The sequence below is a fragment of the Pseudomonas segetis genome, assembly GCF_900188155.1.
Taxonomy (GTDB): Bacteria; Pseudomonadota; Gammaproteobacteria; order Pseudomonadales; family Pseudomonadaceae; genus Aquipseudomonas; species Aquipseudomonas segetis.
The window spans coordinates 41,809-67,738 of sequence record NZ_FZOG01000008.1 but is presented as its reverse complement, the minus strand read 5'-3'; the positions used below and the strand labels follow the sequence as shown (position 1 = coordinate 67,738).

At 53.1% G+C, this 25,930-nt stretch carries 15 protein-coding genes and 1 tRNA gene; 8 read left to right on the top strand and 8 right to left on the bottom strand.

What is annotated here, in order from left to right:
* Positions 1 to 37 precede the first annotated feature (37 nt).
* From CHB79_RS20080 to CHB79_RS20065, 4 genes are all read left to right on the top strand, one after another.
* On the top strand, positions 38 to 3,784 hold the full coding sequence (locus tag CHB79_RS20080) for a hypothetical protein (protein WP_141133445.1): 3,747 nt from the start codon (positions 38 to 40) through the stop codon (positions 3,782 to 3,784).
* A gap of 23 nt (positions 3,785 to 3,807) precedes the next feature.
* Entirely contained in the window at positions 3,808 to 4,326 is a 519-nt protein-coding gene (locus tag CHB79_RS22475) for a GNAT family N-acetyltransferase (RefSeq protein ID WP_089361191.1), read from the top strand.
* 138 nt (positions 4,327 to 4,464) lie between these two features.
* The gene (locus CHB79_RS20070) at positions 4,465 to 4,668 is read left to right on the top strand and encodes a hypothetical protein (protein WP_089361190.1); all 204 of its coding nucleotides are present in this window, start codon (positions 4,465 to 4,467) and stop codon (positions 4,666 to 4,668) included.
* A 205-nt stretch (positions 4,669 to 4,873) separates the two neighbouring features.
* The gene (locus tag CHB79_RS20065; protein WP_176443234.1) at positions 4,874 to 5,080 is read left to right on the top strand and encodes a carbon storage regulator; all 207 of its coding nucleotides are present in this window, start codon (positions 4,874 to 4,876) and stop codon (positions 5,078 to 5,080) included.
* A gap of 82 nt (positions 5,081 to 5,162) precedes the next feature.
* Here the strand turns inward: CHB79_RS20065 and CHB79_RS20060 are convergent, their stop codons facing one another.
* Complete coding sequence (locus tag CHB79_RS20060) at positions 5,163 to 5,753, bottom strand: P-loop NTPase family protein (protein WP_089361188.1); 591 nt, start codon at positions 5,751 to 5,753, stop codon at positions 5,163 to 5,165.
* A gap of 400 nt (positions 5,754 to 6,153) precedes the next feature.
* Between CHB79_RS20060 and CHB79_RS22095 the strand changes: the two genes are divergently transcribed.
* From CHB79_RS22095 to CHB79_RS20045, 3 genes are read left to right on the top strand one after another with little or no spacing between them, the layout of a single operon-like run.
* Positions 6,154 to 7,209, top strand: a complete 1,056-nt coding sequence (locus tag CHB79_RS22095; RefSeq protein ID WP_176443233.1) for a hypothetical protein — start codon at positions 6,154 to 6,156, stop codon at positions 7,207 to 7,209.
* A gap of 28 nt (positions 7,210 to 7,237) precedes the next feature.
* Positions 7,238 to 10,480 (top strand): ATP-binding protein, encoded by a 3,243-nt coding sequence (locus CHB79_RS20050; protein ID WP_089361187.1) that lies wholly within the window; start codon positions 7,238 to 7,240, stop codon positions 10,478 to 10,480.
* A gap of 6 nt (positions 10,481 to 10,486) precedes the next feature.
* Positions 10,487 to 12,265, top strand: coding sequence for a hypothetical protein (locus CHB79_RS20045; RefSeq protein WP_089361186.1), 1,779 nt, complete (start codon positions 10,487 to 10,489; stop codon positions 12,263 to 12,265).
* Positions 12,266 to 12,377: 112 nt separating this feature from the next.
* On the opposite strand, the gene CHB79_RS20040 is transcribed toward CHB79_RS20045, so the two are convergent.
* From CHB79_RS20040 to rpsU, 6 genes are all read right to left on the bottom strand, one after another.
* The gene (locus tag CHB79_RS20040; protein ID WP_089361185.1) at positions 12,378 to 15,362 is read right to left on the bottom strand and encodes a TrlF family AAA-like ATPase; all 2,985 of its coding nucleotides are present in this window, start codon (positions 15,360 to 15,362) and stop codon (positions 12,378 to 12,380) included.
* Between the two features lie 257 nt (positions 15,363 to 15,619).
* Positions 15,620 to 15,696: transfer RNA gene (locus tag CHB79_RS20035), tRNA-Ile, on the bottom strand.
* A gap of 15 nt (positions 15,697 to 15,711) precedes the next feature.
* Entirely contained in the window at positions 15,712 to 19,446 is a 3,735-nt protein-coding gene (locus tag CHB79_RS20030; protein ID WP_089361184.1) for an EAL domain-containing protein, read from the bottom strand.
* Between the two features lie 111 nt (positions 19,447 to 19,557).
* Positions 19,558 to 21,402 carry an RNA polymerase sigma factor RpoD gene (gene rpoD / locus CHB79_RS20025; RefSeq protein WP_089361183.1) on the bottom strand — a complete coding sequence of 615 codons (1,845 nt, stop codon included), beginning with the start codon at positions 21,400 to 21,402 and terminating at the stop codon, positions 19,558 to 19,560.
* Positions 21,403 to 21,469: 67 nt separating this feature from the next.
* Positions 21,470 to 23,443 carry a DNA primase gene (dnaG, locus tag CHB79_RS20020; protein WP_010486069.1) on the bottom strand — a complete coding sequence of 658 codons (1,974 nt, stop codon included), beginning with the start codon at positions 23,441 to 23,443 and terminating at the stop codon, positions 21,470 to 21,472.
* 322 nt (positions 23,444 to 23,765) lie between these two features.
* Entirely contained in the window at positions 23,766 to 23,981 is a 216-nt protein-coding gene (rpsU, locus tag CHB79_RS20015; RefSeq protein ID WP_003296736.1) for a 30S ribosomal protein S21, read from the bottom strand.
* 209 nt (positions 23,982 to 24,190) lie between these two features.
* Here rpsU and tsaD point away from each other — a divergent pair, with 209 nt between their 5' ends.
* A complete protein-coding gene (tsaD, locus tag CHB79_RS20010) occupies positions 24,191 to 25,216 on the top strand; it encodes a tRNA (adenosine(37)-N6)-threonylcarbamoyltransferase complex transferase subunit TsaD (protein ID WP_089361182.1) in 1,026 nt (341 codons plus the stop codon).
* Positions 25,217 to 25,292: 76 nt separating this feature from the next.
* Here the strand turns inward: tsaD and plsY are convergent, their stop codons facing one another.
* On the bottom strand, positions 25,293 to 25,862 hold the full coding sequence (gene plsY, locus CHB79_RS20005) for a glycerol-3-phosphate 1-O-acyltransferase PlsY (protein ID WP_089361181.1): 570 nt from the start codon (positions 25,860 to 25,862) through the stop codon (positions 25,293 to 25,295).
* Positions 25,863 to 25,930 lie beyond the last annotated feature (68 nt).

Sequence of the window (25,930 nt, the reverse complement as noted above, 5' to 3'; positions counted from 1 at the left end):
TCCTTACCGAAAGACTTCAGCGATCAGGGTTTCAGCTATGACTCAGTATAGTCTTATTGAAGATTTGGAAAAAAAATTAAGCCTATACCGAGAGCTACATAAAAATGAAAGTTTCAAGCAATGTTATACGCATCGTGAAATTGCAGCGCTGATAAGTCGCGCGAAAGTATATCCAGCTGAGCTCAGTAGAGAGATGGTCAGATGTATTTTGGAGGATGGAGAGCCTTGGCCTGCAGGCGATGGAGGATTGCTCTCTGTTCGTGCCAGGGTATCTATGCAAGAGCTGGAGAGTGCACGAGTAATTAAATTTCGAAACGATAGGCTTGAAATTATTCGTCACGTAGAGTCATCTCCAGATATGCCGGAGAAATTAAAGGGGCAGTTGGATGCGTTACGAACTCTGTATGAGATTAGATATGGAATAGGTTGCGTGGCGCCGCACTTGAGGTTGCAGAGCTCAGATGTATCAGTATCTACATTTATGCAGGCCAGTACTAGCCTGGTTCCCATTGAAGGGGGCTACAAGATTTCACTGGAGAGGCAAGACATTCCTGGCGTGGCGCTGAACTTGTGGCGAATATTGAAGGCGGAGAGTAAGCCTGGGTTGGAGGTCTTTAAAGTATGGCTTTCCAAAATAGTCATGGCTTCAGATGTGTCATATGTATTTGATATGGAATTCTCGGGGAATGATGAGCGCGATGAGTTTCTGGAGGCGGCATATAAATATGTAGAGGCTGATGATTCGCTGTTCGAAAGTTGGGATAAAATTGCTGCTGATATCGCATTAGACGTCAATCGGATTGGATCAATTGTCGAGATGGGCAGGGTGGTGGCATTCGGCTCAGATGGCAGGAACGATAGTCCGCCGCAGTACTACGAGCAGCTTGATTTAGAGCCATTGGCAGGTGTAATTGCTCGATTGCTTAAAAAGCCGCGCGAAGGATTGCTTGAGGCTTATCAATGGTGGATGGAAGCTGAAAGGCATAGTGGTCACTACGGAATGGTGCATAATATTGTATGGGCTATAGTAAGTGGTGAACGAAATTTATATAACGTGAATAGCAGTTTCCCAATTACGAGGAGGCTATTTGAACTGTCAAATAAGTCGCCGCGGTTGCTGGGTGTTCTGGTAAGTGGAATATCTGCGCCAAAGTATCTCTGTTATTTGCTTTCAAACTTAAGCACTAATCATTTAGGGCTTGTCAGAATATCAAATGAACTGCAGCGGTCAGGGCGGGGATTATCTGAACAGGTGGATTATGAGCGACTATGGTGGAATTTAGCTTGGACACAGGCATTAGAGATCTACGTAGGCTCTCATTATCGTAATGTGCATGAGGGAAATGTAGTCGATGTGCTGCAGAACATTGGTGAGCTTATAGTTTGGATCTCAGACAGGGAGCTGGGCTTTTCCTCAAAATCGACGTCTATTCGGGAAACATTAATTCCTCAGCTGAAGTTGGCTATTGAAAGCATAAGATATTTTTCTGTAAATACTATTGGTGAGGTTAGCCTAATCAGGCATGAGTGTCATAATATGGCAAATCTGTTTATGGCTAGCCCGCGCGGTAAGCGATATGAAGATGGAGAAATTCCTCTCGGTCAGTGGGTGCTGTTATTTTGGTGCTTAGATGTGTTGGATTCTAAGCAGTCGTCAATAGGCGGCGAGGGTAGCAAGGCAGAGATAGAAAGGGTTGTCGAATATTTAATCGAGTGCTATTTAGGTGTTTTACGATATAGGGTGAGCTTTAGGTGCAATTCGAGCGACGACCCAGAGGCATTCGAAGAGTTGGGCTGGGAGTTTCTTGTTAAGCACGCGAAAGCCTCTTCAAGGCGCAAGCTTATATTCGCATTTGATGATTTTGAAATAAAGGAAATTCCTAAAGATTCGAATCTTCGCAGTGGCTTCCTGTCTGCTGTGCGTACCCATATTAGGCTTCTCTTGAGTTTGTATGCCAGTGAGTTGCATTCAAAGGTCAAAGTTGACTTGGTTGAAGCGATGTTATCACTTACTGCTTCGTATGGATTTGGCGCTGATCGACTCTCAGGTGTATTTGAGAATCTTGTTGATGAGTCCTCGTATAGCAGGATTCGGCTTTGGAAGGACTTGTGTGAGAAGGCAAATATTTTTGGAGATGATGAGTTTAAGCGGCTTGTAAATATTTCAAAAAATGAAGCGCCGCTGAGTTGCTTGCTCAAAATGTACGTTGGAACCAACTCGTTATCGAGGAAGTCTCAAGTTCAAGAAGTGATCGATGCTAGGGATCTGTCTGAGGAGAAAATATATTCTGCTCCAGAAATTTCAAAGATGATTGCTATGGCTGCCAATATTGGTCTTTCAGGATTGGTGGCTAGGCTATTGAAGCTTGGAAGAGAGAATGCACATAAGTCATTCCAGAAAGAATTCGATTCTTTAGAAACGCAGATTGAGCTAAAGGATATTTTTGAGTCCAGTTATAACTCAGTGGAGGAGCGAGTTGAAGCATTGAAGGCGTATCAAGTTAAAGGGGATGATGCAACGTATGCCAATGAAATGGGGCGATTCAAAAGATACTTGTTGGCACTGGCTTATCTTCAGGTGGATGCTAATAAGGCATTAGCATTTTTTGAGTTATTGCTGAAAGAGAAGAAGCAGATCCAATATGCTACCGGAGTAATAAAGGCGCATATGGCTTTGTCTGATGCGTCAAGCGACCAGGTCAGCCCGTCACATTATAGGCGTTTGTATGCTAGTTGGCTGGAGGTTTACCAAGATCTTGGGCACGTGGAACTTGGGATGCCTGATGTGTATGAGGTGCTTTCTCTCCTAAAGCGTGCTAATGATCCGGATACGTTTGAGCAGTTCTGGAAAGGGGCATCTTCACACCAGCGTAACTCCTTTGAGTTGGCTCCGCTTTGGTGCGAGCACCTACGAGCAACTGGTCGTATAGAGGATGCATTGGCACACTTGGCCGCAGTTAAAGAGCATCATGGGGAGTGTCCTGCCTCGGAGTCTAAGAGACTCGAAGAACTAGAGGATGCACTGAATAATGAGAACTTCATTAAGATAAGTGGATCTCCGTATACTCTCGAGTTGTTCGCAAGATCTTCACACGATCAAGCGGGTATTGTTTGGAGGCAAATAGGGTCAATGGATGCTCGGCAGCAATGTCGTGTAATAGCTGGAAATGATTGCACTGTTGAGAAATTTATCTCCAAAAATACAGAATTGGCGGTGCGCGAGCTATTGAGTCGCAAGAGTAATTTGCAGCGTAAAAAAGTAGGTGGTGGAAAAACTATCCCGCTTGATGATGAGGACATGATCAACGATTGGCTTGTTTCAATTCTTAGGCATCGCTTGAATTATTTAAAGTGGACTGTTGCTGATCAGTCCAGGGCGGGTAAGTCCGCCTCAGGGAAAGGTGTAGGGGAAGGGGATGGTTGGATTTTTGACGGTGATTCAAATCGTGTTTCGCTTCTTGAGGCCTTTCGAGTTCAGGGGCTCAATACAACAGTTATTAATGAGCACCTAAATAAAGTAGCGGGATACAATTCGGTTGGTGCGAGCCCGATAATTGTTGTGGTTTATGTGGCTAGTCCGGATTTTAATAAGCTATGTATGGACTATCAGTTGCATATTAATAGTATCGACTATGAAGGGTTTGATACAAGGTGCAAAGGTCATGCAGCGAATGACTTGATTCGTGAATCGCATTTGAGTTGCTATCACGAAGTAAGAAGTATTCAGGGGTGTGGCATTCACTTCTATCACTACCTCGTTGATTTATATCTGTCAGACGATTAATTTTGGCGAGTAGGAAAGAAAGTATGTGGGCTATTTTTAGTTTATTTAGGCGCAGGAAGACGGAGTTGCAATTGTGCGAGGCTTCGGATGTGGATTTATCGACTGTGCGAGCACTGCTTATGACGGAGGCGCGTAACGGTCACTTTACAGGCCTGGACACTCCCACGGCGGTCGACTCATACATGCAGCAGTTACGCCTATCGGTCGACTCTTATAGAGCAAGGCAGCAAGTGGGTGTGATTTTGCAGATGCTCGTTGTTGGTCGTGAATCTGTGGGGTTTGTTATTTTACGAGCATGTCCAGAACCTGCGGAAATGGAGCTTCATATGCTGATAATAGCTCCTGAATATCGGAGACGGGGCTATGCGAGTCAAGTAGTTCAATGGTTTGTGAATGATCTAAGAGGAAATAATCGTCGATTATTGGTTCGGTGCCTCCCTGCCTCCGAGGCCATGATTGCTCTTTTAGGAACGATGGATTTTACCCGGAAGCCAAGTACAGGCGTGTTCGTCCGTCACTTTCTCTCTCCACTCCTCAGCTAGGGTCGCCAATCAGCACCGCACGTCTTGGAGCGCCTTCACCGTAGGAAGCAGCCAAGTTGTGAATCGCCACTTGGTACCTAAGCTGGGCGGCCGGAAGGTGTGGCAATCTCAGATCATCCGAATCTTCAAGGGCAGAGCATGACGAAAGACGAACTGCGCGCTGAGCTTGAGCGCCAGAAGCAACGGTTTGAGGCGGTTTACGGCGGGGAAGTCGTGACCTATGCGGCGCAGCCTGAGCCCGACCGCAAGCCCTGGAGGAAGCGCCCTAGCTTGTTGGATGAGGCGTTTCAGGAGGAGGTCAAGAAAGAAGAGCGCCGGCAAGCGTCATTGCATCAAGACTGATCTTGCCATTCCAGCAAGGAGAGGCAGTGGGCGACTACTTCAGCGACCGAGAACATGGGCCTGCTGCCCGTTCCGAACAAGTCATTTTACCTGTCGGTATCCGATGCATGAAACACAAGCATGAGAAGTGCAATCCATAGGCCCGATGGCGCTTTTCTCGCAACGCGCTAACCTCCTTGAACCATTATCCAAGGAGGGCAACACAATGGGTTATCTCGTGCTCGCGCGTCATCAAGGAGAACGGCTTTGCTTAAGCATTAAGGAGGGTGCCGACGAGGCGGCGCTGTTGGATGATCTAAGGTCCGGCGGCATTTACATTGATGTCGTAGAGCTCAGCGACCGAACCGCTCGTATCGGCATCGACGCGCCGCGGGAGCTTTTAATCTTGCGTGAAGAATTATTGCCAGCCTAGCTTTTGTTCTCAAATCAATGATTAAACCCAGGCAGCTGTTTTGCGTAGGCGTCTACACGGCCAGACTTAAGGCTGTTTGCCGTTAGAAGCGAATGCCCACAACTTCACCGTTGGCGTTCAGCGCTGGTTGCCTATAGGTATCCACCAGTTTTCCCTTGGAGAAGACGAAGCGTGGAGGCCAAAACGAGTTCTTGCTCACGAGCGACAAGAGTTGCTCGATTGTGGTCACTTGGTCGGAGCGCTTCAGTCGGAAGAAGTACATGCTGCCCCAGTCATCGCTGAAGTACTCTTGGAGATCACTCGGATCTAGCGTCTCCGAAATAGGCCTTTCATCAGGATCTTCTTCGTCAAGCTGACTGGCATAGTTTTCAAACAGTCGATCTTGCAGAAGGTTGAAAGCATAAGGCTCCCACTTGAGAGGCGAGTCTTCATCCTCTGTGTCAAGCACTTCTGATGGGTCGAAAGCCAGCAGAAATCCTCGGTGGTATGCATCCTCAATCGGCTTGCACTTCTCCGCAGCTTCTGCGACCTGATGCCAGTTATCAAATCCAGCGGCCTTGGCTGTGATCTCAAGAGCTTCGTGATGCGGGATATCTTTTTCTCGCTTCATGCGGCGAGCACGTTGCTTAAGGCGAGAGATGGCTTCTTGCGGGATCAAGTAAATGCGTTGCATGTAAAGGCTCCTCTGTTCGCGGAGTGCCGGTGCCCACTGCCGAGATCCGCACAGGGAATCCCAAACGCATTAAGTAAGAAGAGAATCGTCCCATTCGGGTTTGCCAAGGTGGGCAGCAGGCTCCGATCCAGCCTGCATCAATCATACGAGCTTGCTCTCTGCTCATTCAAGTCTCGTCTCGTCACTCGGCTATGGAGTTCGGATGTGGGAGTGTTTTGGCAGTGATTGAAAATGGGGGTAGTTGCTTTTTGCTGTATGTGCGTACAGTATTTGTTGGCGGCACCTGTTGGCCATACAGCATGCGGTGGCCTCCCTCGAGGTATGGCTTGGTACCCGCCTCTCCAGCTGCAGTACCTTCAATCACCGCCACTTTTAGAAATTCAGAATTTAAGTAGGGTATATGGAAAAAAGAACTCTGTTTATTAAGCCAAGTAGAAGTTTAGGTGGCGAGGAGAGGCTAGATCCAGTTGTGGTGGCGCGAAATCACGCAAGAGGAATTGAAACTTCATTGTCTTTGGATACCAATATTCTTATAAGCATGGAGAAGGTAGTAAAAAATGGAAATAAATGGTCGTCTGTAAAAGCTCAAGGCTTGCATAATTTGATTAGTTTGTTGCAGAGATGCCCGCCCAAGAGTATTTGTATTTCTCCCGGGTTAGCGCTAAAGGAAATGCCGCCTGAGGCGGCCAATAGGTCGAGAGAGTACTACGAGTCCTTTTTGTCTGCACATCTGCCTGGGTTTGTTGATACCCCGAATAGCACGCGAACCATTTTCAAGGCAGCTAGTGATGGTTATGGTTTTGAGGATCTTTCTCCCGAATCGCAAGCAGTTATGGCGGTGCCGTTCACGTGTATTGCATATTTGAATCTGGTTGATAAAAAGAACCATGGTAAACCTATTGATAAATTCAAGGCGTATCTAGATTGCTTGGAGAGCAAGGTTGATATTTTAAGTGCGGCGGAGATTGAAATTGCAAAGTACTGTTTTGCTGAGCCTCCCGCTGATTGTAGGGAAGTTATTGATATTAGAAGGAGGATTAGGGGTAATTTTTTGAAAACGCGTGATAATAAATCTCCTCGTAGTCCTTCTGAGGTGTTGGCAATCGCCTTTAATGGGACAAGTGATTTATTGCTTCTTCAAGCGGCAAACTCTATGGATGAGCACGGTCTTGATGGTGTAAAACAAGACTCATGGATTGCAACTAAAGATGAAAAGTTGGTTGACTTTAGCAATATATTTCATCATGTGAATATCGATGGTGAAGCTGGAAAATATGCTGTGGGTTCTGTGATTTTTGAGCACTCAAAGGATGGCTACTGGCAGCAGGCGGAAATGGATTTTGGGATAAGAAGTATGCGGCGGGCGCACTATCATCAATCTCGCGAGATAGATATGGACGTTTTTGTTGCGGCGGCTCACGCTGTTATCGAGGAAGTTAGGCTTCAGTTTGAATGATATGACTCTGGACGGTTAGGGGCTGGCAATGGCTATGGAGCAAGATTCAAGATTATCGCCTTCGCACTTTATGCGGCAGCTGCGTCCGGAGTTTTACTCCGATAGTGCTGATCGAGTGTCCTACCTGTTGGACGCCAAAATGCTTGAGTACTGTCTGGAAAGCATCACCTCGCGCAATGAGATGCATGACTTCGAGATATTTTGTCGAAAACTGTGCGAACGGATGATCTGTCCCAACCTCAAGCCATCCACGGGGCCTGAAGGAGGAGGTGATAGCAAGGCGGATGCAGAGACCTATCCTGTTGCCGAGGAGCTCGCCGAGCATACTTACATTGGCAATATTGCGGCCGGCCAGGAACGCTGGGCCTTCGCGTTCAGCGCGAAAAAGAAATGGGCGGAAAAGGTACGCAATGATGTCGCTGGAATTGTTGCAACTCAGCGCGGATACAAGAAAATTATCTGCGTTACGGCACAATTTGCACCCGCCAAAAAACGCGCGCAATTGGAGGATGAGCTCTCAAAACTGTACGGAGTCATCGTCACGATCCTGGACCGCAGTTGGATCGTTGATAAGGTCATTGATCATGACCATAGAGACTTGGCCTACCACTACCTGCATGTCGGGCAAGAGGTGGCCGACAGTCGCCGTCTGGGGCCGTCCGACTACTCGCGTAACCAACAATTAGAAGAGCTTGAGCAGTCGCTCGCACGTCCCGGTGAGTTCAAGGGAATGGAAATGCAACGAGCGACGGAAGCGCTTGTAGCTGCCAAGCTGTCCCGTAACCTGGAGCGTCCTCGGACAGAAACAGATGGTCGGTTTGAAAGAGCCATCCGCTTGGCTGCACGCTACGGAAATCACCGTCAGAAGCTTGAGGCCCACTACGAAAAACTCTGGACGGCCTTTTGGTGGTTCGATGATATAGCTTTGATGAATGAGGGGTACGAGGCATTCGAGCAGTTGGTTCTGGATACCGGCCATGCCAAGAACCTTGAGCTGCTTTGCAATTTGGCCCAGTTGCTTTTCAACTCAGTAATTCATCAGCACCTGACAGCTGAGGAGGCTCAGCTCGATGAGCGTGTTCGTCGTCTACGCGAAAAATTGACCTTGATGGCGGCCGAGCTAGAGCGGCCGAATCACGCTTTGGAAGCAAGGACATCAATGCTTGTCCTTGACGTTAATCGAGCCGCATTGGCTGATGACCAGCAACTACTAGTTGAGCTCTGGCCGCAGTTCTCAGAAGTGCTTCGGCAGGCGCGAGGTCTAGGCGAGTTTTCCGCGGAGCGGTTAACAAACTTGATCGAGGTTTTCGGCAACGCCGCAGCCAATGACCCTGGCTACGCTGCGCTGGTTGATGAAATGGCTGCGTTCGTGACCGAGCGTACGGGCGAGGCGCAGGGAGCTCTGGTACTTCTGAAGCGGGCAAGGCAGCTCGACTTCAAGGACAACTTCGAGATGATTCGGCTGCTAGGCAAGGCAGTCCGACAATTGACTAAGAAGGAGTACTCCGAAGCTCTGATTGAAGCATCACAGCTTCTCGCCTTGGCATATCGTAGTGCGGGGCTTCTATGGGCAGCACGCGCCAGTTGCATTTTTGCGATTGCATCGATGTTTATTGCTGCTGACGAAGACCATGACCTTCCCGCATCGATTGTTCCGACATTAATGATCCTAGTCTGGATTACTGTCGAGCTCCGTCATCTACCCGACCTGCTGGAGGCGGTCCGGCTGGTACATGGCTGTGCGAACGGGCTACCGCTCGATGATCAATCCCAGGAGCGAGTCAGGAAACGCCTGGGAGAGTTGGATCTGATCCTCACCTGCCAACTTGTGAACTTAAATGAGAATAATCTCCGGCGAGTCACTCAACTACCTGAGGTGCTGGAACGGTTGGGTTTGATGCATAGCCGAAATGCTCTGCTCTATGTTCTTGGCCACGAGGCGAAGCTGCGAGAGGAAGGGACCATCCCTGAGCAGGAGACGTTCGAGCAGGTTGCTGAGCTTTTCTCCCAGATTGCCAGTCAGCCAGCTGGCAGCAATACCGATTACCCCGTGATTTTCAATGAGGGAACATCGCAATATCTCGTCTCACGGGTGCAGGGCATGCTGGTTTCGATTCAACATCCATGCACTGAGACATCAATTCCCTTGGCAGAGGCCATCTTAGGCACTATTGAGGCTCTTTTTGCCACTGCTCTCCAACTCAGAGTCGCTGCTCACACCGAGTGTTTCAGAATTACCGTTCAGGAGACCGGCCAGAATGCGGCACCTGGATTCAGTGCGAATGAAGAGGACATGACTGCTACGGTGACGTGGCCTAGCGGGCTGGCGGCGAGCTCGCACGCTCGAACACAAGAAGTTCAGCAGACGCTGATCCATCTGGCGGCCACCATCTTTGCCGCGACCTGCCATGTTCCTGACCTAGAGACCACCCTTGATCAGCTGTTCGAGAACGAAGCAGTGCTGGATCGGATTGCCATGATCGTGACGGTCGGCAACAGCCGACAGCGTCTATTCAATCACTCCTTTTCCACGATCACTGCGTGGTCTGACATGGCGAATACAGAGTTTGCTCTTGAGCCCACACGGCCTGTGATTAAACGTGTCCCCCTAACGGTGCGTAGCGATGAAACCGCCGAGGTCGATGAGGAAACCCTGATTTCGCCCGACTCGTTGAGCGATCACCGCCAACTCGGGGTACGGTCGGTCATTGATGTCCATCTTTGGGATCAGGCTGGCTGGCGAGGAGTCTTCGTCGCTGATTTTGCTCGCAATGCCCCGCCGGCGTTGGCGCTGATGTTCACCGATGCGGGGGCGGCCACCAAAATCTTTGCCCGCTGGCGTGAGCGCATAGGAAGTGCCGATCTAAATGAAGAAATCTACTTGGCGGTAATACAGGGGATATCCCGTGAGCACCCGGCACATTACCGGCTCCTAATTACCTCGAGCCCACCTGAGACAGAGGAGCCGTCGAACCGGAAGGCACACACAATAGTTTCGCGAATGCAGACTATGGAAGCTGCCAGCGATGCCAATTTGTCGCGTTTCTTGGGCGCTTTTAAAAGGGTGGGTGCCTATCTTCTTCTACCGGCGATTCTTAAAGATGGGCAGCCAGAGCTTCTCTTTGAGATGGCGATCATGAAGAGAAAACTGGTAGTCAGATCCGCTACGGACGTCGGGAAGAATGATCTGGAGGTCATGGCGCTTGGGGCTCAACTGTACCGTGAGCGATTTGGTGAATCGGGGGCGGGTGATAATGAAGGGGCTAGTTGATACGCAATGACTATTAATTATTTAGAGGCCTTTCCACTTCCTTTGGATTGTCTGCCAGAACGGTTGAAACAGCTCTTGGCACCAGCAGGTATGTCACCGAGGCAGATGGTGGAGGTAGCGTCACTCTACGAGAGTGATCCGGATGGGATGGAGGCCGAGCATCTTCATTTACTGATGGCCGTGGTTCCTGTCGGTCAGGATGTCCCGCTTGAGGTCCTGGACGAAGGTGCTAGTGGCGTCGTTGAGTACTCTGTTCCCGCAGGCGAGGTGTCTGGCTGTTCTGCGAGTTTTACGCCCTCCATCTCAGGGTACGATTACATTGTGGCGTCATGGGGTGATGGCTCCTTCTACACCTTCAACCTTGCGGAGAAGGTTTGGATGGCACTCGGATTGACCCCTCGCTGCGTTGGTAACGAGCATCAGAGTCTTGTCTTTGATGACTTAGGGCTTCCAGAATTTGGTGTGGCCGAGGGAGAGGTGTCCAGTGAATATCACTGGAACTTGAAGAGGCCCGTAAGTTGGCGCATGTCGAATGAGTACCTCCGTCGCTATCTTTGGCTACGCGGTGCCCGGGGTGTGCGAGTTTTTTACTACTCAGCCCAGCTACCGGATGTCCCCGAGGTGCGAGCGGTTATGGGAGGAAAGTCTCATGTAGGCTGCAAGCCTACCGAAGGTGTCGCCTGGTACGAGTTAGACATCCGCGAGCATGAGGGAGGTCTCCTACTACAGCTTTGGGCCTCAGTTGAGGCGGTAACGCCAGAGCTCTGTCCAGAGCAAACTGCTGAGGGCATCCTATGGCCAGGTCATGCCCAGCCTATGACTCACGCACGAGCAAACGCATTGGTGGGGAATGATCCGGTCTATCTCGATGATCGGTTCCTAAAGAGATATGAGGAGAGTGCTTTTTATGACTCGGTGCCTGCTTATGTTTGGGGGCAGTGGCATTGCAGTCCTTCATACAGAGGGCAGTGGAGTTTCACAGCTTGTCGGCGGGTTGGGAGAAACCTGCTCCAAGTGCCGATGCGTGAGCTTTACAAAGCGAAGCCTGATCGCGAGATAGTGCATGCCCGATCATTTGCGGTTGATCCGGCCGACTTAGCGCATGTGGACCTGAATGAAGAGCATGTTGTTGCGAAGGTGCAGCGGCTGCTCGATGTGCTTTTACAGTTGGGCGACGGCCTTTCTGCACTAGGTAGAGCCGTGGGTCTGAACAAGTCGGCAGAAGAGCTGACAGGTTTCCAGCGTACAGAGGTGGCGGCAAATGGTTGGTTGGCCTATCCAGCGCTCAGTCGCCTTGCCCAAGTGGCACCATTGGACATGACACAACAGATGTTCCTCGCTCGCTGCAAGAGTTTGCATGAGGTCTGGCAGCGCGTTCCAAACGGCTATCTCAAGTCATTGTTAGAGCATGCTGGGTGTCCGAGAGCGGCGGTCAAAGACCTCGGAAGTCTCAAGCTTTTGCAGGCACTTTTGAATGTCATCGAAAGACTGAACGTTCATGAGGAGGCGAGCGATACCTTCGCTTCAGGTAGCGAGCCCGAGGGCTGGAATGATCGCAATGAAGCCATGGCCCCCTTGTTCTTGAATAACGATCTCAGAATCGCTGATGCTCACGAGGCTATGGAGCGGTGCCTGAGCACCCTGCAGCAACTTGGTTTCGATATAGCAACTGTCAATGCAGGCTATGGAAGAGCTTTAGATTTTGTTATGGACGGAGTTATTGATGCTCTGGGTAAAGTCGCTGTTGCTATCCAGGGTTTGATAAGCCGCAGTCGACCTCAGTGAATCGCCCCGGACTGCTAGATCTCAAAGAGCACACTCAGATGGTGGTGCCAACATACGTCATGCTGTGACCGGCTTGATGGGGCGGCCCCATCAAGGTCTCCGGCGATCGGGTTCAGATTGAAACCCGCAGACGTTTGGCGCGTTCTTTGAAAGCACGCTCACCGCCTTCTAGGATTTCGCAGACGTGCTGCCTAATGAGCGGGTTTTCGAGGCTACCGCTCACGTAGGTAATGAGCGGCAACTTGCCAGGTCTATGCGACCCGCACTTAGCCACGATCACTTGATCCGCATCAGTGTTAACTACCAGGTTGGCATTGTGTGTCACGATGATGATCTGACGCCGCTTTTTAGCATCACGGAAGCGATGTACCAGCTCCTCGAAGATCGACTGAGGGTCCAGGTTTTCTTCGGGTTGGTCGATGATCAGCGGCCGGTCGTCTTCCGCATCAATGGCCAGATACAGCAATAGTAACACGATGCCGCGTGTACCAGGAGACAACTGCTCGATATCGACGCCGTCGTACTGCAAGCCATATCCGACAGTGATGTGATCGGTGCTGTAAAGCCAGTCGGAGATATCGCGCGCCCATGCGCGGAAGTCAGCATTCTCCGGCATGTGATCTCTGAGCGCCGACTCATTGGTTTTCACGAAGTCTAGTAAGGCTGTGGCAGCTTGGGTGGCGTCACCTGTCGACCAAGCTGACAGCAGCCCGGCGCGTGCGCATCGCAACAGTTCGCCGCGCCCTTTGAAGGGGCCATTGGTACGTAAGTCCAGGAGACTTTCACCTTTGGCTGCCCATCCTGCTAGGTCGACAACTCGGCGTACCGAGAATGACAGCTTTGATAGGGAACCGGCGGCCTCATCAATGCGAGATTTGATGGGCCCATAGAGATCTACTAGCTCCTTTTCTTCTTCGACGATGGCCTCGAAGATGGCTGCATATGCCGTACGACGTGTGTCGAGCAGTACCCGTATACGCTCATCGGCTCCTTGGGCGCGTTCAATCTGCTGGAGCACTTTGTTAAGTGCAGTCTCTGCCCTGGTGATCTTGTCCGACAAGGTTGTGAAGCGCTTGGCGTTCTGTGTGTCAACGCCAACCAGTGTACGTATGCGTGCCAGCTCTCGTTCCAGCAAGGAGAGAGACTGATTGGCAAGACTCGAATCCAGGGATATTAGTGCGACTGTTGGATCAGGGTTCGCCTGAACCATTGGATCAGTATTCGCGGGACCTTGCAGCTCAGCAATCAACAGGCTCGCCTGTTTGATTTGTTCGGTCAGAAGCAAGTCGACTGGGCCTACAAAGTCGAGTTTGAAGTAGTCCCAGTCAGCGTCGCTTAAACCGGCGTTCTCGCGATCGCGCTTAAGGTCGGCGAGGAATGCTGGCGCTTGCCTGGAGCGGAAGTCACGCACGTCGTTTTGCAGGTTGAGCAGGGATTGATGCTTACGTACAGCCTGATCCACCTGCTGCCGTTTCGCGTCGACCGCAAGGGAGATTTGTTCATGACGTCTGGCCCGTTCTTCATTGCCCTTGGGGATCAGTGCGTCGCGATCAGTTTTGTCCTTATCAATAGCTCGTTTCTTCTCGTCGCGATCCTTCTCCAGTGCCTTGAGGCCGTCCTTTCTAACGCGCTCATCGGTGAGGTCGGCGGATGCCCTAGTCAGCGCCTGCTGCTGCCGTTCGCGCATCTGGCGTGAGGAATCCAGGCGAATATTCAGCAGTTCCATAAATGAGTCGGCACCTTGGCGATCGGCGAGCGGGTGCGCATTGAAAATTACTCGCTCGATCTCCGCGACCAGAGCGTCATCCAAGCCTTCCGCCGAGCAGAGCTGATCAACAAACTGTTGCGACAGGTACTGAACATACGGGCTGGCTAGATAGTCTTCCATGTCAGTTTGGGTGAGCTGATTTCCGGTCTTTTCTCCAGATGCCCAGTGCAACTCGGCTTCACTGTCACCGAGGTGCTGTTTCGCTCGATGGATAAAAGATCGCTCGTTCAGATGGGGGGAAAGCGCAAGGCCACCGGCCGCGATCAAATCTGCCAGTGCAGTTTTGCCTGACCCCCGAGCACCGATCACGGCAACCAGGCCCGCATTCAGTGCTACGGCGCCATTCGCGATCCACGGCGCGTTTGTGACGGACACTGACTTGATCGCATGGCTATCCAGTGCACCGCGCGGAGGCTCGGCACCAACAAAAACCCGCTCTTCAGGTTCGATGCAAATCTGGCGTAGCGAATCAAATGTTAGATCTCCTTTGATCCAGCATCGGCGGTCACCATCGGGTTGGCCTACCTTGGCTACAGAATGGGCGTCTGACCCATGCAGGCAAGGTTTGCAACCGTTGTACTGGCTTTCAAGTTCATCGACCGAGGCTGACTCTTTGCCGAGCCAGAACCGGATTTGCTTTGGATTCGCACTGAAGACGATATGCGCCAGACCTTCGATATTCTTGCGCTGCGCGGCGAATGAGCCTGTCGCGTCGCGTAGTCCAGATGAGCCATCTTTTTCTCCGCCCGCTACTGCGATAAGGGTGTTCTTTTTGACCCATTCGTTCTTCGACAACACCTGCTTGAGTTGATCGAAAGTTACCTTGAATTGGTTGGCGCCTTCGGATCGGGCTACATCGTCGTCTGTCAGCTGTGCCTTGTGAGTGCGCCCCAGCCGAATGAGGTCGTCGCGATGGCACCGATAGGTCTCACCTAGATGAGGGAACTCGAACTCTAGTAGGAAGCGCTTAATACGCTCAACATGATCCGAATCATGCGGTGAGAACAGCAGATGGATATTGACTGCGGATGCCTTCGCCGTCTCGATGCCCAGACGCAGTTCGACGTTGGGGAAAATCAGGCCGACGCCAGGCAGCCGGCCCTGTTTTTTTAGGTCAACGACCTGCTCGTAGCGCTCAATGCCGAAGTAGTCGGTGATGCCCAGGGCACGAATGGGAGGGCTTGAGGCTTCAATGGCACTGAGGAACTCCTCCCAGGGATCTGGCCCCGTGTATTGGTCGTTCAGAGCAGTACCGGGCGTATGGATATGCGGGTCCCAGCGATGCCACAGAGAGCCTAGATCGCTTTGGACATCAAACTCGTCAGCCATGAGATTCCCTTCGGTGCTTTGCCAAGCTAAGCAATCTATAAGAAGCCGAAGTAATTGCCTAGCGGTGTCTTCATAGTCTCCAGGCGGGGCAGGATTGAGAAGCCATAGAGTGTGCTTAGCTCGCAACAAAGGTGGAGTGAGGCGTTGAGGGGGGGTAAAGCGGGAGCAGAGATGAGATGTGGGGACTAAAGCGGGGACTAAAATGGCTGAAAACGAAAAAGCCCACTGGGGTGGTGGGCTTAAGTCGTTGTTTCATATGGTGGGCCCACACGGACTCGAACCGTGGACCAAAGGATTATGAGTCCTCTGCTCTAACCAACTGAGCTATAGGCCCTCAGAAGCTGGCGGATTATACCGGCGCCTTTCGTGTCATGCCAACTGATCGCTTCGGTTGAAGGAATTTATCTGCAAAAAGTTGGGCAGACAGGGGGCGATTTATGAAAAAGCCCTGTATCTGTTCACAGCCTGCGTCGGCTAGGAACTGCGCCTGGGCTTGGGTTTCGACGCCTTCGGCAATTACGCTGAGCTGCAGGCTGTGGCCCAAGGCGATGATGGCGCGGGCAATTGCTGCGTCGTGGGGATTTTGCGGAAGTCCGCGGACAAACGACTGGTCTATCTTCAGCGTGTCCAAGGGGAGGCGCTTGAGGTAGCTCAGTGATGAGTAGCCGGTGCCGAAGTCATCGATTGCCAGTTGCAGACCGAGATCCTTGAGTCGATGCAGTGTCTCGAGGGCATCTTCTGTCTGGTTCATGATGAAGCTTTCGGTAATCTCCAGCTGGAGCAGGTTGGCAGCCAAGCCATAGCGTTTGAGCATGGCTGCGATCATTTCAACAAGGTCCGGCTGGCGTAGCTGTTCCCCGGCCAGGTTGACTGCTATGGCGCCGAACGGGGCATGAGAGGCCTGCCATTCAGCCATCTGCCTGCAGGATTGTTCCAGCATCCAGCTGCCAAGCGGGAGGATCAAGCCGCATTCCTCGGCCACCGGTATAAAGCGATCCGGCTGGATTTCTCCCAGTTTCGGGTGTGCCCAGCGTACCAAGGCCTCGGCGCCAATCAATTGGTTGTCACCGAGGCTGAACTTGGGTTGGTAGACCACATGCAGTTGGCCGTGCTCCAAGGCGTGGCGCAAACCAATTTCAAGGTTCATGCGCTCGGTCGCGATAGAGGACAGCTCAGGGGTGTACAGCTCAAGGCGGTTGCGGCCCTTGGCTTTGGACTGGTACATGGCCGTGTCGGCGTTCTTGACGAGGGCGGCGACATCTTGGCCGTCACTTGGGTAGAGACACAGGCCGATGCTGGCGCTGATAAAGAACTGATGCTGTTTGACGATAAATGCCTGGTTGAAGCAGGCCAGGAGGTTTTCGGCGGTTTGCGATGCCTGTTCATGGGTGCTCAAGCCAGGTAGAAGAAGGATGAATTCATCACCACCAAGCCGGGCAATTGTGTCCTGTTCGCCCAGTTGGGACTTGAGGCGCTCGGCAATGCTTTTAAGCAGTTGGTCGCCAATGGGGTGGCCGAGGCTGTCGTTGATGTGCTTGAACCGATCCAGGTCCATGAACAACACGGCGCCTTGGCGTCCACCTGCATTGCAGTCTTCAAGTTCGGCTCTGAGCCGTGTTTCGAATAGCAGGCGATTGGGCAGGCCGGTTAATGAGTCGTGGTGGGCCTGGTGATCCAGTTTGGCTTGCGCCTGTTTCAGCGGTGTGATGTCAGCAAATACGCCCACATAGTGAGTGATTTCATCAAGGCTGTTGCGCACCGCGCTTATGGTGAGCCATTCCGGGAATACCTCGCCTGTTTTGCGCTTGTTCCAGATCTCGCCCTGCCAATGGCCGTTGAGGTTGAGTTGTTGCCACATGCCGGCGTAGAAGCTGCGGTCATGACGACCTGACGACAGCATGCTGGCGTGCTTGCCCAGGGTTTCAAGTTCGCTGAACCCGGTGATTTGGGTAAAGGCGCGGTTGATGGCTGTGATGTATTGGCGGGTGTCGGTAATCATCACGCCTTCGGCCGTATTTTCAAACACGGTGGCGGCTTGCAGGAGTTTTTCCTGCATGACTTGCCGCTCTGTCACGTCGCGGGCGATGGTGAGCAGGCAAGCCTGGTTGCCGATGGTCATAAGCTGGGCTGAAAGCTCGCAAATACGGATGGCGCCATTGCTTGTCCTGATCGTCGCGGTGTAATCGCGCACACTGCCGTGGTTCTTGAGTTGCTGCAGTATATAGGCGCGTTGTTCGGGGTCGTTCCAGAGTCCGAGCTCCAGGGTTGAGCGATTCAATACTTGGTCTGCACTGAACCCGGTTATGCGGGCGAATCCTTCATTGGCATCAAGCAAGACGCCATCTTCGGCGCGGGTAATCAGCATGCCGTCCGGGGATGCATGGAATGCCTTGGCGAATTTTTCCTCGGACAGCTCAAGCATTTGTTGAGTGCGACGTATGTGGCTGATGTCGCGGATAACAACGACCAGCGTACTCTTGTCAGAGTGATTGAGTGCTTCAGCTGAGATCAGGCCGGTAAATAGCTCGCCGTTGCTGCGCCGAAATGGCAGTTCGAGATCGCGAAGCGAGCCATTTGTCATTTTTTGATTAAACTCGATATCTGCGCCTTTGCTGCCCCAGATATTGAGTTGGTATGGGGTTTTCCCCATCGCCTGGTCGCTGCTGATACCGGTTTGTTGTTCAAATGCCTGGTTGACTTCAAGTAGCTTGCCGCTCTTGCGATCGGCAATAACCATGATGTCCGGGCACTGCTGGAATACCGAAATAAACATCTGCTTGGAGACAAGCAGTGCCTGCTCAGTGCGCTTGGCTTCGCTGATGTCGATCATCAAGCCGCGCAAGGTCAGGGTGTCTTCTTGCCTGCTCAGGGTCACGATGTCACGTACCCAGACGGTGTGCCCATCCTTGGCCAGCAAACGATAGTCGAGGCTATGGTCGCGGCCAGCGGCGGTTTCTGCACTGGTGAAGGCTACGGTTCTGGCTGCGTCCTCGGGATGCAAGATACTTTGCCAAAAGCCCGGCCTCTTCCAGTTCTCAAGCGGGTAGCCGAGGAGAACTTCGGCATGGGGGGAAACGTAGGCGTAGCAGGGGGAGTCTGCCGTCGATTCCCAGGTGATGGCCGACAGGTTTTCGACCAGGCTGCGATAGTGATGCTCGCTTGCGCGCAGCTCCTGCTCGATCAGGCGGCGTTTGCTGGCCTCGGTGTTCAGGCGACGGTTGTTGATTACAACGCTCAGCAATATGGCGAGCAGCGCCGCAATAAAGGGCAGGCCGTAGATCAGTACTTCACGCCAGTGATTGCGATTATCGATTACGCCGCCAATCCAGGGTTTCTGCAACTCATCGACTTGTTCAGCGCTCATCTCGTCAAAGACTTTGTCGAGTATGCCAACCAGCACCTGGTTGCTTGCTGGGGTGGCCATCGCCAACTGGTAGCGGTAAGGCGTTTCACCGGTGATTGAAACACCTTCGAGCTTCAGCTGGCGCAGGCGCCAGACGCTTGAGGCAAGATCGCCGACCAGGGCATCCGCGCGGCCGGTGCTGAGGGCTTGCAGGGAGGCGTCCACAGAAGGCAAGGGCAGCAAGTTCAGGTCCGGGTTGTTGGCGCGCAGCAGTTCGTGTGGCGCGTAGTCCTTGACGACGGCAACTTTCAAGCCGTAAAGCGCTTTGAGGTCGCTTGGCTGTGGTCCGTCATTGCGTGCCAGGATGACAATGGGGAAATCCAGGTAGGGACGGGTAAAGGCAAGGTACTTTCGCCGCTCGGGTGTCGACATGATGCCTGGGAGCAAGTCGATATCGCCAGCCTTGGCGAGCGTGAGCACCGCGCTCCAGTCTCGGGGTTCGACGGGCCTGACTTTTACCTTGAGGCTTTGTTCGATGTGGCTGATATAGCTTGCGGCGAGGCCTTGATACTTGCCTTGCTCATCACGGAACTCGAAGGGCGGCCAGGAAGTGTCTATGCCGAGGCGCAGTATGGGGTGCTGCTGCAGCCATTTTTCTTCAGTGGGGGTTAATGTCAGTGCCGCTGCGGCTGATGCCCAGAGCGTCAGACCAAACAGGATAATGGCTGGCAATTGCCGCATCACTTGCGTAGTCCGTATCGAGTAGGTAGATAAGCCTGAGTGTAGTCTGGGTCTTACTTTACTGGGAACCAGAAAATAAAAACCCCGGTAAATTTACCGGGGTTTTTAGTCTTACTCGTCGAGGAAGGAGCGTAGGTGCTCGCTTCGTGTCGGGTGGCGCAACTTGCGCAGCGCCTTGGCCTCGATCTGACGAATACGTTCACGCGTTACATCGAACTGTTTACCTACCTCTTCAAGGGTGTGGTCGGTATTCATGTCGATGCCGAAGCGCATGCGCAGTACCTTGGCTTCACGTGCAGTTAGGCCGGAGAGTACTTCACGGGTAGCTTCCTTGAGGCTTTCCACGGTCGCCACATCAATTGGCGATTGCATGGTGGAGTCTTCAATGAAGTCGCCCAAATGCGAATCTTCGTCGTCGCCGATCGGGGTTTCCATGGAGATCGGCTCTTTAGCGATCTTCAATACCTTGCGGATTTTGTCCTCAGGCATTTCCATGCGTTCGCCCAGTTCTTCCGGCGTCGGCTCGCGTCCCATTTCCTGCAGCATTTGGCGGGAGATGCGGTTGAGCTTGTTGATCGTCTCGATCATGTGTACAGGAATACGGATGGTCCGCGCCTGGTCAGCAATGGAACGAGTGATCGCCTGGCGAATCCACCAGGTTGCATAGGTCGAGAACTTGTAGCCGCGACGGTATTCGAACTTGTCCACAGCCTTCATCAAGCCGATGTTGCCTTCCTGGATCAGGTCGAGGAATTGCAGGCCACGGTTGGTGTACTTCTTGGCGATGGAGATAACCAGACGCAGGTTAGCCTCAACCATTTCCTTCTTGGCGCGACGAGCCTTGGCTTCACCGATCGACATGCGCCGATTGATGTCTTTGATTTCAGCCAGCGTCAGGTCGCACTCTGCCTGCAAAGCCACCAGCTTTTGCTGGCAACGCTGAATATCGGCAACGCGATTGCCAATGGCTTCGGCATACTTGGCCTTGCCTTTAGCCAGGTTTTCAGCCCAGCTTTCGTCGATTTCATTGCCAGGGAACTGGCGCAGGAAATCGGCACGCGGCATGCGCGCATCGCGAACACATATCTGCATGATGGCGCGTTCTTGGCCGCGAAGGCGCGCAAGCGCGTCACGCAGACGCACAACCAGTGCTTCATACTGCTTGGGCACCAGCTTGATGGGCATGAACAGTTCAGCCAGAGCCTTGAGCTCGACATTGGCCTGTTTGCTGCCGCGACCATGCTTTTTCAGTGCCTTGTTGGCAATTTCGAGCTGTTCAGCTACTGCGGTGAAGCGGCGCAGGGCTTCTTCCGGATCCGGACCGCCGTCGCCTTCTTCTTCCTCGTCGTCGCCGTCATCGCTGTCGTCGTCATCGTCTTTGTCGTCTGCGCTATCGTCCTTTGCAGGTGTCGGTGCAGCCGCTTCGGCAGGCAAGGTGCCGTCGTCCGGGTCAATATAACCACTGAGGACTTCAACCAGACGACCACCTTCGGTGGTGACGCGGTTGTATTCGGCAAGAATGCTGTCGACTGTTCCTGGGAAATGGGCAATAGCGCCCATAACTTCGCGGATGCCTTCCTCTATGCGTTTAGCGATTTCGATCTCGCCTTCGCGGGTAAGCAGTTCCACGGTGCCCATTTCACGCATGTACATCCGCACCGGATCAGTGGTGCGGCCGATATCGGTTTCAACGGCTGCGAGTGCGGCTGCGGCTTCTTCAGCGGCAGCTTCGTCGGTGTCGGCTTCAGCCAACAACAGAGCGTCCGCATCGGGAGCACTCTCGAATACGTTGATCCCCATGTCGTTGATCATGCGGATGATGTCTTCCACCTGTTCCGGATCGGAAATATCCTCCGGCAAGTGGTCATTGACCTCCGCGTAAGTCAGGTAACCCTGCTCACGACCGCGGCTGATCAATTCTTTCAAACGAGATTGCTGTTGAGCTTTTACGGACATAACACCCTATCCATTGAAGGTCTTGGCGGGCTAAAAACAAGCCGAGGATTATACCTCGGAATTGGGCTCAAGCGCCAGTTGAGCTCTTCTCGCTCTTTGAGGAAGGGCTGCTGTAATGTTCTCTGAGCAGTGCTTTTTCCTCATCGGTCAGTTCGCTGGGACGCTTTTGCATGACACTGCGCAAGGCCTGTTCACGCCGTCTTTGCGACTGGTTGTGTGCAAGTCTAGTTATGGTGTCGATAAACTGTTGTTCAAGGTTGTCGTGATCAATTAACCATTCCTTTTCTGCGAGTGCCTGTAATAAACGTCCTTGTTCGGTGCCGTGCCAGCGCGCAATCAGTTGCAGTGAGCGTAGGCTCGGGTTTTTCTGTAGCGCGCCAACCAAGGCGACGAGAAGTTGTGCGTAAGTGTCGTCTTCTGCAGCGAAATGGCTGACATTTTCGACCTGTTGCGCAAGTTCAGGATGGTGGAGCAGTGTGCGCAGTGCGCTGATGTTGGGTGACTCAACACTGATAACCGTGCGGGGTTTTCGGGGTTGGAAATCGTCACGACCTTTCTTGCTCCACTTGCCGTCCTGTTTCTTCCAGTTGCCTTTGCTCTTTTCCTGGTTGCTGAACTCAAAGCTTAGCTCTGGTTCAGCATGTTGGTAGTCGTTGTAATCCGGTTGCCCATCGAAATACGCGCTATCCGGAATATCCGCGAAATCATTTGTCGCGCCGGTCTCTTGATGGCTGTGGACAGGCGCCATTTGATTGACTGTTTCACCGCTAAGACCGGTAATTTCACTCAGGCGCTGGCGCATCAGGATGCGCAGGTTGTTGCCTGGAACTTTCTCGATCATTGGGGCGGCGAGGGTGACCAGGTGTGCCTTGCCTTCCAGTGAGCGTGGATCAGCTTCTTCGCTCAGGTGCTCGAAAAAGTAATCGGCCAATGGTTGGGCTTGCTGGTTGATTCGTGCGCGAAAGGCCTCTGTGCCTTCGCTGCGAACCAGGGTGTCCGGGTCTTCGCCGTCCGGTAAAAATAAAAAACGTGCGCGCCTGCCGTCCTGCAGGTTGGGCAGGGTGGCCTCCAGGGCCCGCCATGCCGCATTGCGTCCGGCTTGGTCGCCGTCAAAACAAAATAATACGCTTGGCACTATGCGAAACAGGCGCTTGAGGTGCTCTTCGCTGGTCGCGGTGCCAAGTGTCGCGACTGCATTGCGCAGGCCTTGTTGGGCGAGTGCAATGACGTCCATGTAGCCTTCGACGACCATTATTTCATCGAGGTCACGGTTGCTTTTGCGTGCTTCGTATAGCCCGTAAAGCTCTTGGCCTTTGTGGAAAACCGGGGTTTCTGGAGAGTTCAGGTATTTGGGCTTGTCGTCGCCCAATACCCGCCCGCCAAATGCAATCACTCGACCACGGCTGTCGCGAATCGGGAAAATCACCCGGTCGCGAAAGCGGTCGTAGCGCTTGCCGCTCTCAGCGTTTTCCACCAGTAGACCGGCGTCAATCATGGCTTTTTGCTGGAGATTGTCGCTGGCCAGGTATTTGTGCAGGTTGTCCCAGCCGGGTGGGGCAAAGCCCAGGCCAAAGTCGCGGGCGATTTCACCTGTCAGGCCGCGTCCCTTGAGGTAGTCGACGGCGGCTTTGCGCTGTGGATGGCTTTTTAGTGCCTGGCGGTAGAACTCTGCGGCTGCGGTCAAGAGCGGATACAGCGGTGAGTCTGTTGGCTGGCGTGGCTTGTGGTTGCGTCCGCCTTCTTCGCGGGGTACTTCCATGCCGGCGCGTTTGGCCAGATCCTCGACGGCTTGCGGGAAATCAAGCTGGTCGTGATCCATTACAAAGCCGAGTGCGTTGCCGCCAGCGCCACAGCCGAAGCAGTAATAGAATTGCTTGTCCGGGCTTACGCTAAAGGAAGGGGTCTTCTCTTTATGGAACGGGCAGCAGGCGGTGTAATTCTTGCCGGCCTTTTTTAACTGGATGCGCGAACTCACCACTTCGACGATGTCGGTGCGGTTGAGCATGTCATCAATAAAAGACTGTGGAATCAAACCGGCCATAGGCGCTCAGTGTGATGGCCTGATGTTGCGCAGGCGGACATGGGGACCGTACATATATAGTCTATTGCGGGGCGCTAAACATTACATCGTAAATTGCTGCGCCGTCGCCGGGGTGCGTGGCCGTGAGCCAATGTGGCTCTGGCCGATGCTTGGTGCGTTGCTGGTATTCACGAGAAATTGAGTCAGCGCACAGCAAAAAACTCCGGTCATTCGCCGGGGGCGAAGCGGAGTGGTGCACCCAGTTCTGGGTATTATCTTGCAGAAACGGCAAAGCCCGGCCTGAGCCGGGCAATGCTGACTGCAGCTATGCGGTCTGTACGTATTAGTACAGGCGCACGCTACGGCGCTGTTCGCGCTGTACTTTCTTCGCGTGACGCTTAACAGCAGCAGCTGCCTTGCGCTTACGCTCGGAAGTTGGCTTCTCGTAGAATTCGCGGCTGCGAACTTCAGCCAGTACACCGGCTTTTTCGCAGGAGCGCTTGAAGCGACGCAGAGCTACGTCGAAGGGTTCGTTCTCTTTAACTTTGACGGCTGGCATCCAGGGCGTACCTTCACTTTAATTCGGTGGTTAACGTGCTCCTGACAGATGGCGTCGGAGTACGTAGGTTTTTAAGGGTTGCGGATGTTAACGCCTCATCGCGAAGAATGCAAAGCCTCTGATCGAAAAGCGCTGGTCGGCATACCCGTGCGGCCATTATTATGCCTGACTTCCTGTTCAAGTCTCTCTTTAAATCAAGGCTTTAGCCAATGCTGGTATTGGGTTTAGAAACCTCTTGTGATGAAACCGGGGTCGCGCTCTACGACAGTGAGCGCGGGCTGTTGGCTGACGCGCTGTTCAGCCAGATCGATCTGCACCGTGTCTACGGCGGCGTTGTGCCGGAACTGGCCTCGCGCGATCACGTGAAACGCATGCTGCCGTTGATCCGGCAGGTGTTGGAGCAGGGCCAGTGCAGTCCTGCGGATATCGACGCAATTGCCTATACCGCTGGCCCTGGCCTGGTCGGGGCGCTGTTGGTCGGCGCTTCTTGCGCCCAGTCCCTGGCGTTCGCCTGGGAGGTTCCTGCGCTGGGTGTGCATCACATGGAAGGGCACTTGCTTGCGCCTATGCTTGAGCAAAATCCACCACGCTTTCCGTTCGTCGCTTTGTTGGTGTCGGGTGGCCATACCCAACTGGTTCGGGTTGATGGCATTGGCCAATATCAATTGCTTGGCGAGTCGCTGGATGACGCAGCTGGCGAGGCATTTGATAAAACCGCCAAGTTGATGGGCTTGCGTTATCCCGGCGGCCCGGAGATTGCGCGCCTGGCCAAACAAGGTACTGCCGGACGGTTTGTGTTTCCGCGGCCAATGACTGATCGCCCGGGCTTGGATATGAGTTTCAGTGGTTTGAAGACTTTCACCCTTAATACCTGGCAGCAGTGTCTGGCTGAAGGGGATGACAGCGAGCAGACACGCTGCGATATCGCCCTGGCATTTCAGCAGGCGGTGGTTGATACCCTGACCATCAAGTGCCGCCGTGCATTGAAACTGACTGGTTTGAACAGCCTGGTGATTGCCGGTGGGGTGAGCGCCAATACTGCTTTGCGCCAGTCACTCGAGAGCATGCTTGGCGAGTTCAAAGGGCAGGTCTTCTATGCCCGTCCAGAGTTTTGTACCGATAATGGCGCGATGATCGCCTACGCGGGTTGCCAGCGTTTGCTGGCTGGGCAGCATGAAGACCTGAGTATCGCCGTGCGTGCACGCTGGCCAATGCAAGAGCTCGCACCGCTGTGAAAGGCGCTTGAGGCCACGGAGGCCGCCGCGCTGCGGGATGGACAATCGCTGGATGAAAAAGGCTCATGCCCTTGATTCAGAATTGTCGCTCACGTCCGGCAAACAGATCGCGTAGATTTCCGCGATGCCGCCACACGATAAGTGCGGTCAGTACGCTTACGGGCAGCAGCAGGCTTGGTTGTAGCCAGGCCAGTAGTGGTAGCGTCAATGGTGTTGCGATAAGGGCGGCGAGAGAGCTGGTACGGGTTGTTGCGAATGTGAGCAGCCATAGCGCTGTCGCCAGAAGTGCAGCGGGAAGATACAACCCCAGGAATACCCCGGCAGCGGTTGCAACCCCTTTGCCTCCGTGAAAGCGGAAGTACAGCGGGTACATATGGCCCACGACGGCCGCCAGTCCAACCCAGGCCTGTTGCTGAAGGTTGAGGCCAAGCATTTTGGCGATAAAGATTGGCGCCAGGCCTTTGAGCAAATCGCCGAGCAGGGTGAGAATTGCCAGGCGCTTGCCTGCAGTGCGTACCATGTTGGTTGCGCCAGGGTTGCCCGAACCATAGGCGCGCGGGTCTGGTCTGCCGGCAAGTTGGCTGAGCAAGATGGCAAAGGATACTGAGCCGAGCAAGTAGGCAAGAATTACTAGCAACGCAAACATGGAGTTGATCCGCCCCAAGGTGTGCCTTGATTCTAGCAGGGCTGAGCAAGCCCTAGGAAATCACTGAA

What these genes read in the sequence shown, in the direction of transcription:
- rpsU (WP_003296736.1), bottom strand. Translation starts at nt 23,981, where the DNA reads ATGCCAGCCGTCAAAGTTAAAGAGAACGAACCCTTCGACGTAGCTCTG.
- CHB79_RS20030 (WP_089361184.1), bottom strand. Translation starts at nt 19,446, where the DNA reads ATGCGGCAATTGCCAGCCATTATCCTGTTTGGTCTGACGCTCTGGGCA.
- CHB79_RS20070 (WP_089361190.1), top strand. Translation starts at nt 4,465, where the DNA reads ATGACGAAAGACGAACTGCGCGCTGAGCTTGAGCGCCAGAAGCAACGG.
- CHB79_RS20045 (WP_089361186.1), top strand. Translation starts at nt 10,487, where the DNA reads ATGACTATTAATTATTTAGAGGCCTTTCCACTTCCTTTGGATTGTCTG.
- tsaD (WP_089361182.1), top strand. Translation starts at nt 24,191, where the DNA reads ATGCTGGTATTGGGTTTAGAAACCTCTTGTGATGAAACCGGGGTCGCG.
- CHB79_RS20080 (WP_141133445.1), top strand. Translation starts at nt 38, where the DNA reads ATGACTCAGTATAGTCTTATTGAAGATTTGGAAAAAAAATTAAGCCTA.
- CHB79_RS20060 (WP_089361188.1), bottom strand. Translation starts at nt 5,753, where the DNA reads ATGCAACGCATTTACTTGATCCCGCAAGAAGCCATCTCTCGCCTTAAG.
- CHB79_RS20065 (WP_176443234.1), top strand. Translation starts at nt 4,874, where the DNA reads ATGGGTTATCTCGTGCTCGCGCGTCATCAAGGAGAACGGCTTTGCTTA.
- CHB79_RS22095 (WP_176443233.1), top strand. Translation starts at nt 6,154, where the DNA reads ATGGAAAAAAGAACTCTGTTTATTAAGCCAAGTAGAAGTTTAGGTGGC.
- CHB79_RS20040 (WP_089361185.1), bottom strand. Translation starts at nt 15,362, where the DNA reads ATGGCTGACGAGTTTGATGTCCAAAGCGATCTAGGCTCTCTGTGGCAT.
- plsY (WP_089361181.1), bottom strand. Translation starts at nt 25,862, where the DNA reads ATGTTTGCGTTGCTAGTAATTCTTGCCTACTTGCTCGGCTCAGTATCC.
- dnaG (WP_010486069.1), bottom strand. Translation starts at nt 23,443, where the DNA reads ATGGCCGGTTTGATTCCACAGTCTTTTATTGATGACATGCTCAACCGC.
- CHB79_RS22475 (WP_089361191.1), top strand. Translation starts at nt 3,808, where the DNA reads ATGTGGGCTATTTTTAGTTTATTTAGGCGCAGGAAGACGGAGTTGCAA.
- CHB79_RS20050 (WP_089361187.1), top strand. Translation starts at nt 7,238, where the DNA reads ATGGCTATGGAGCAAGATTCAAGATTATCGCCTTCGCACTTTATGCGG.
- rpoD (WP_089361183.1), bottom strand. Translation starts at nt 21,402, where the DNA reads ATGTCCGTAAAAGCTCAACAGCAATCTCGTTTGAAAGAATTGATCAGC.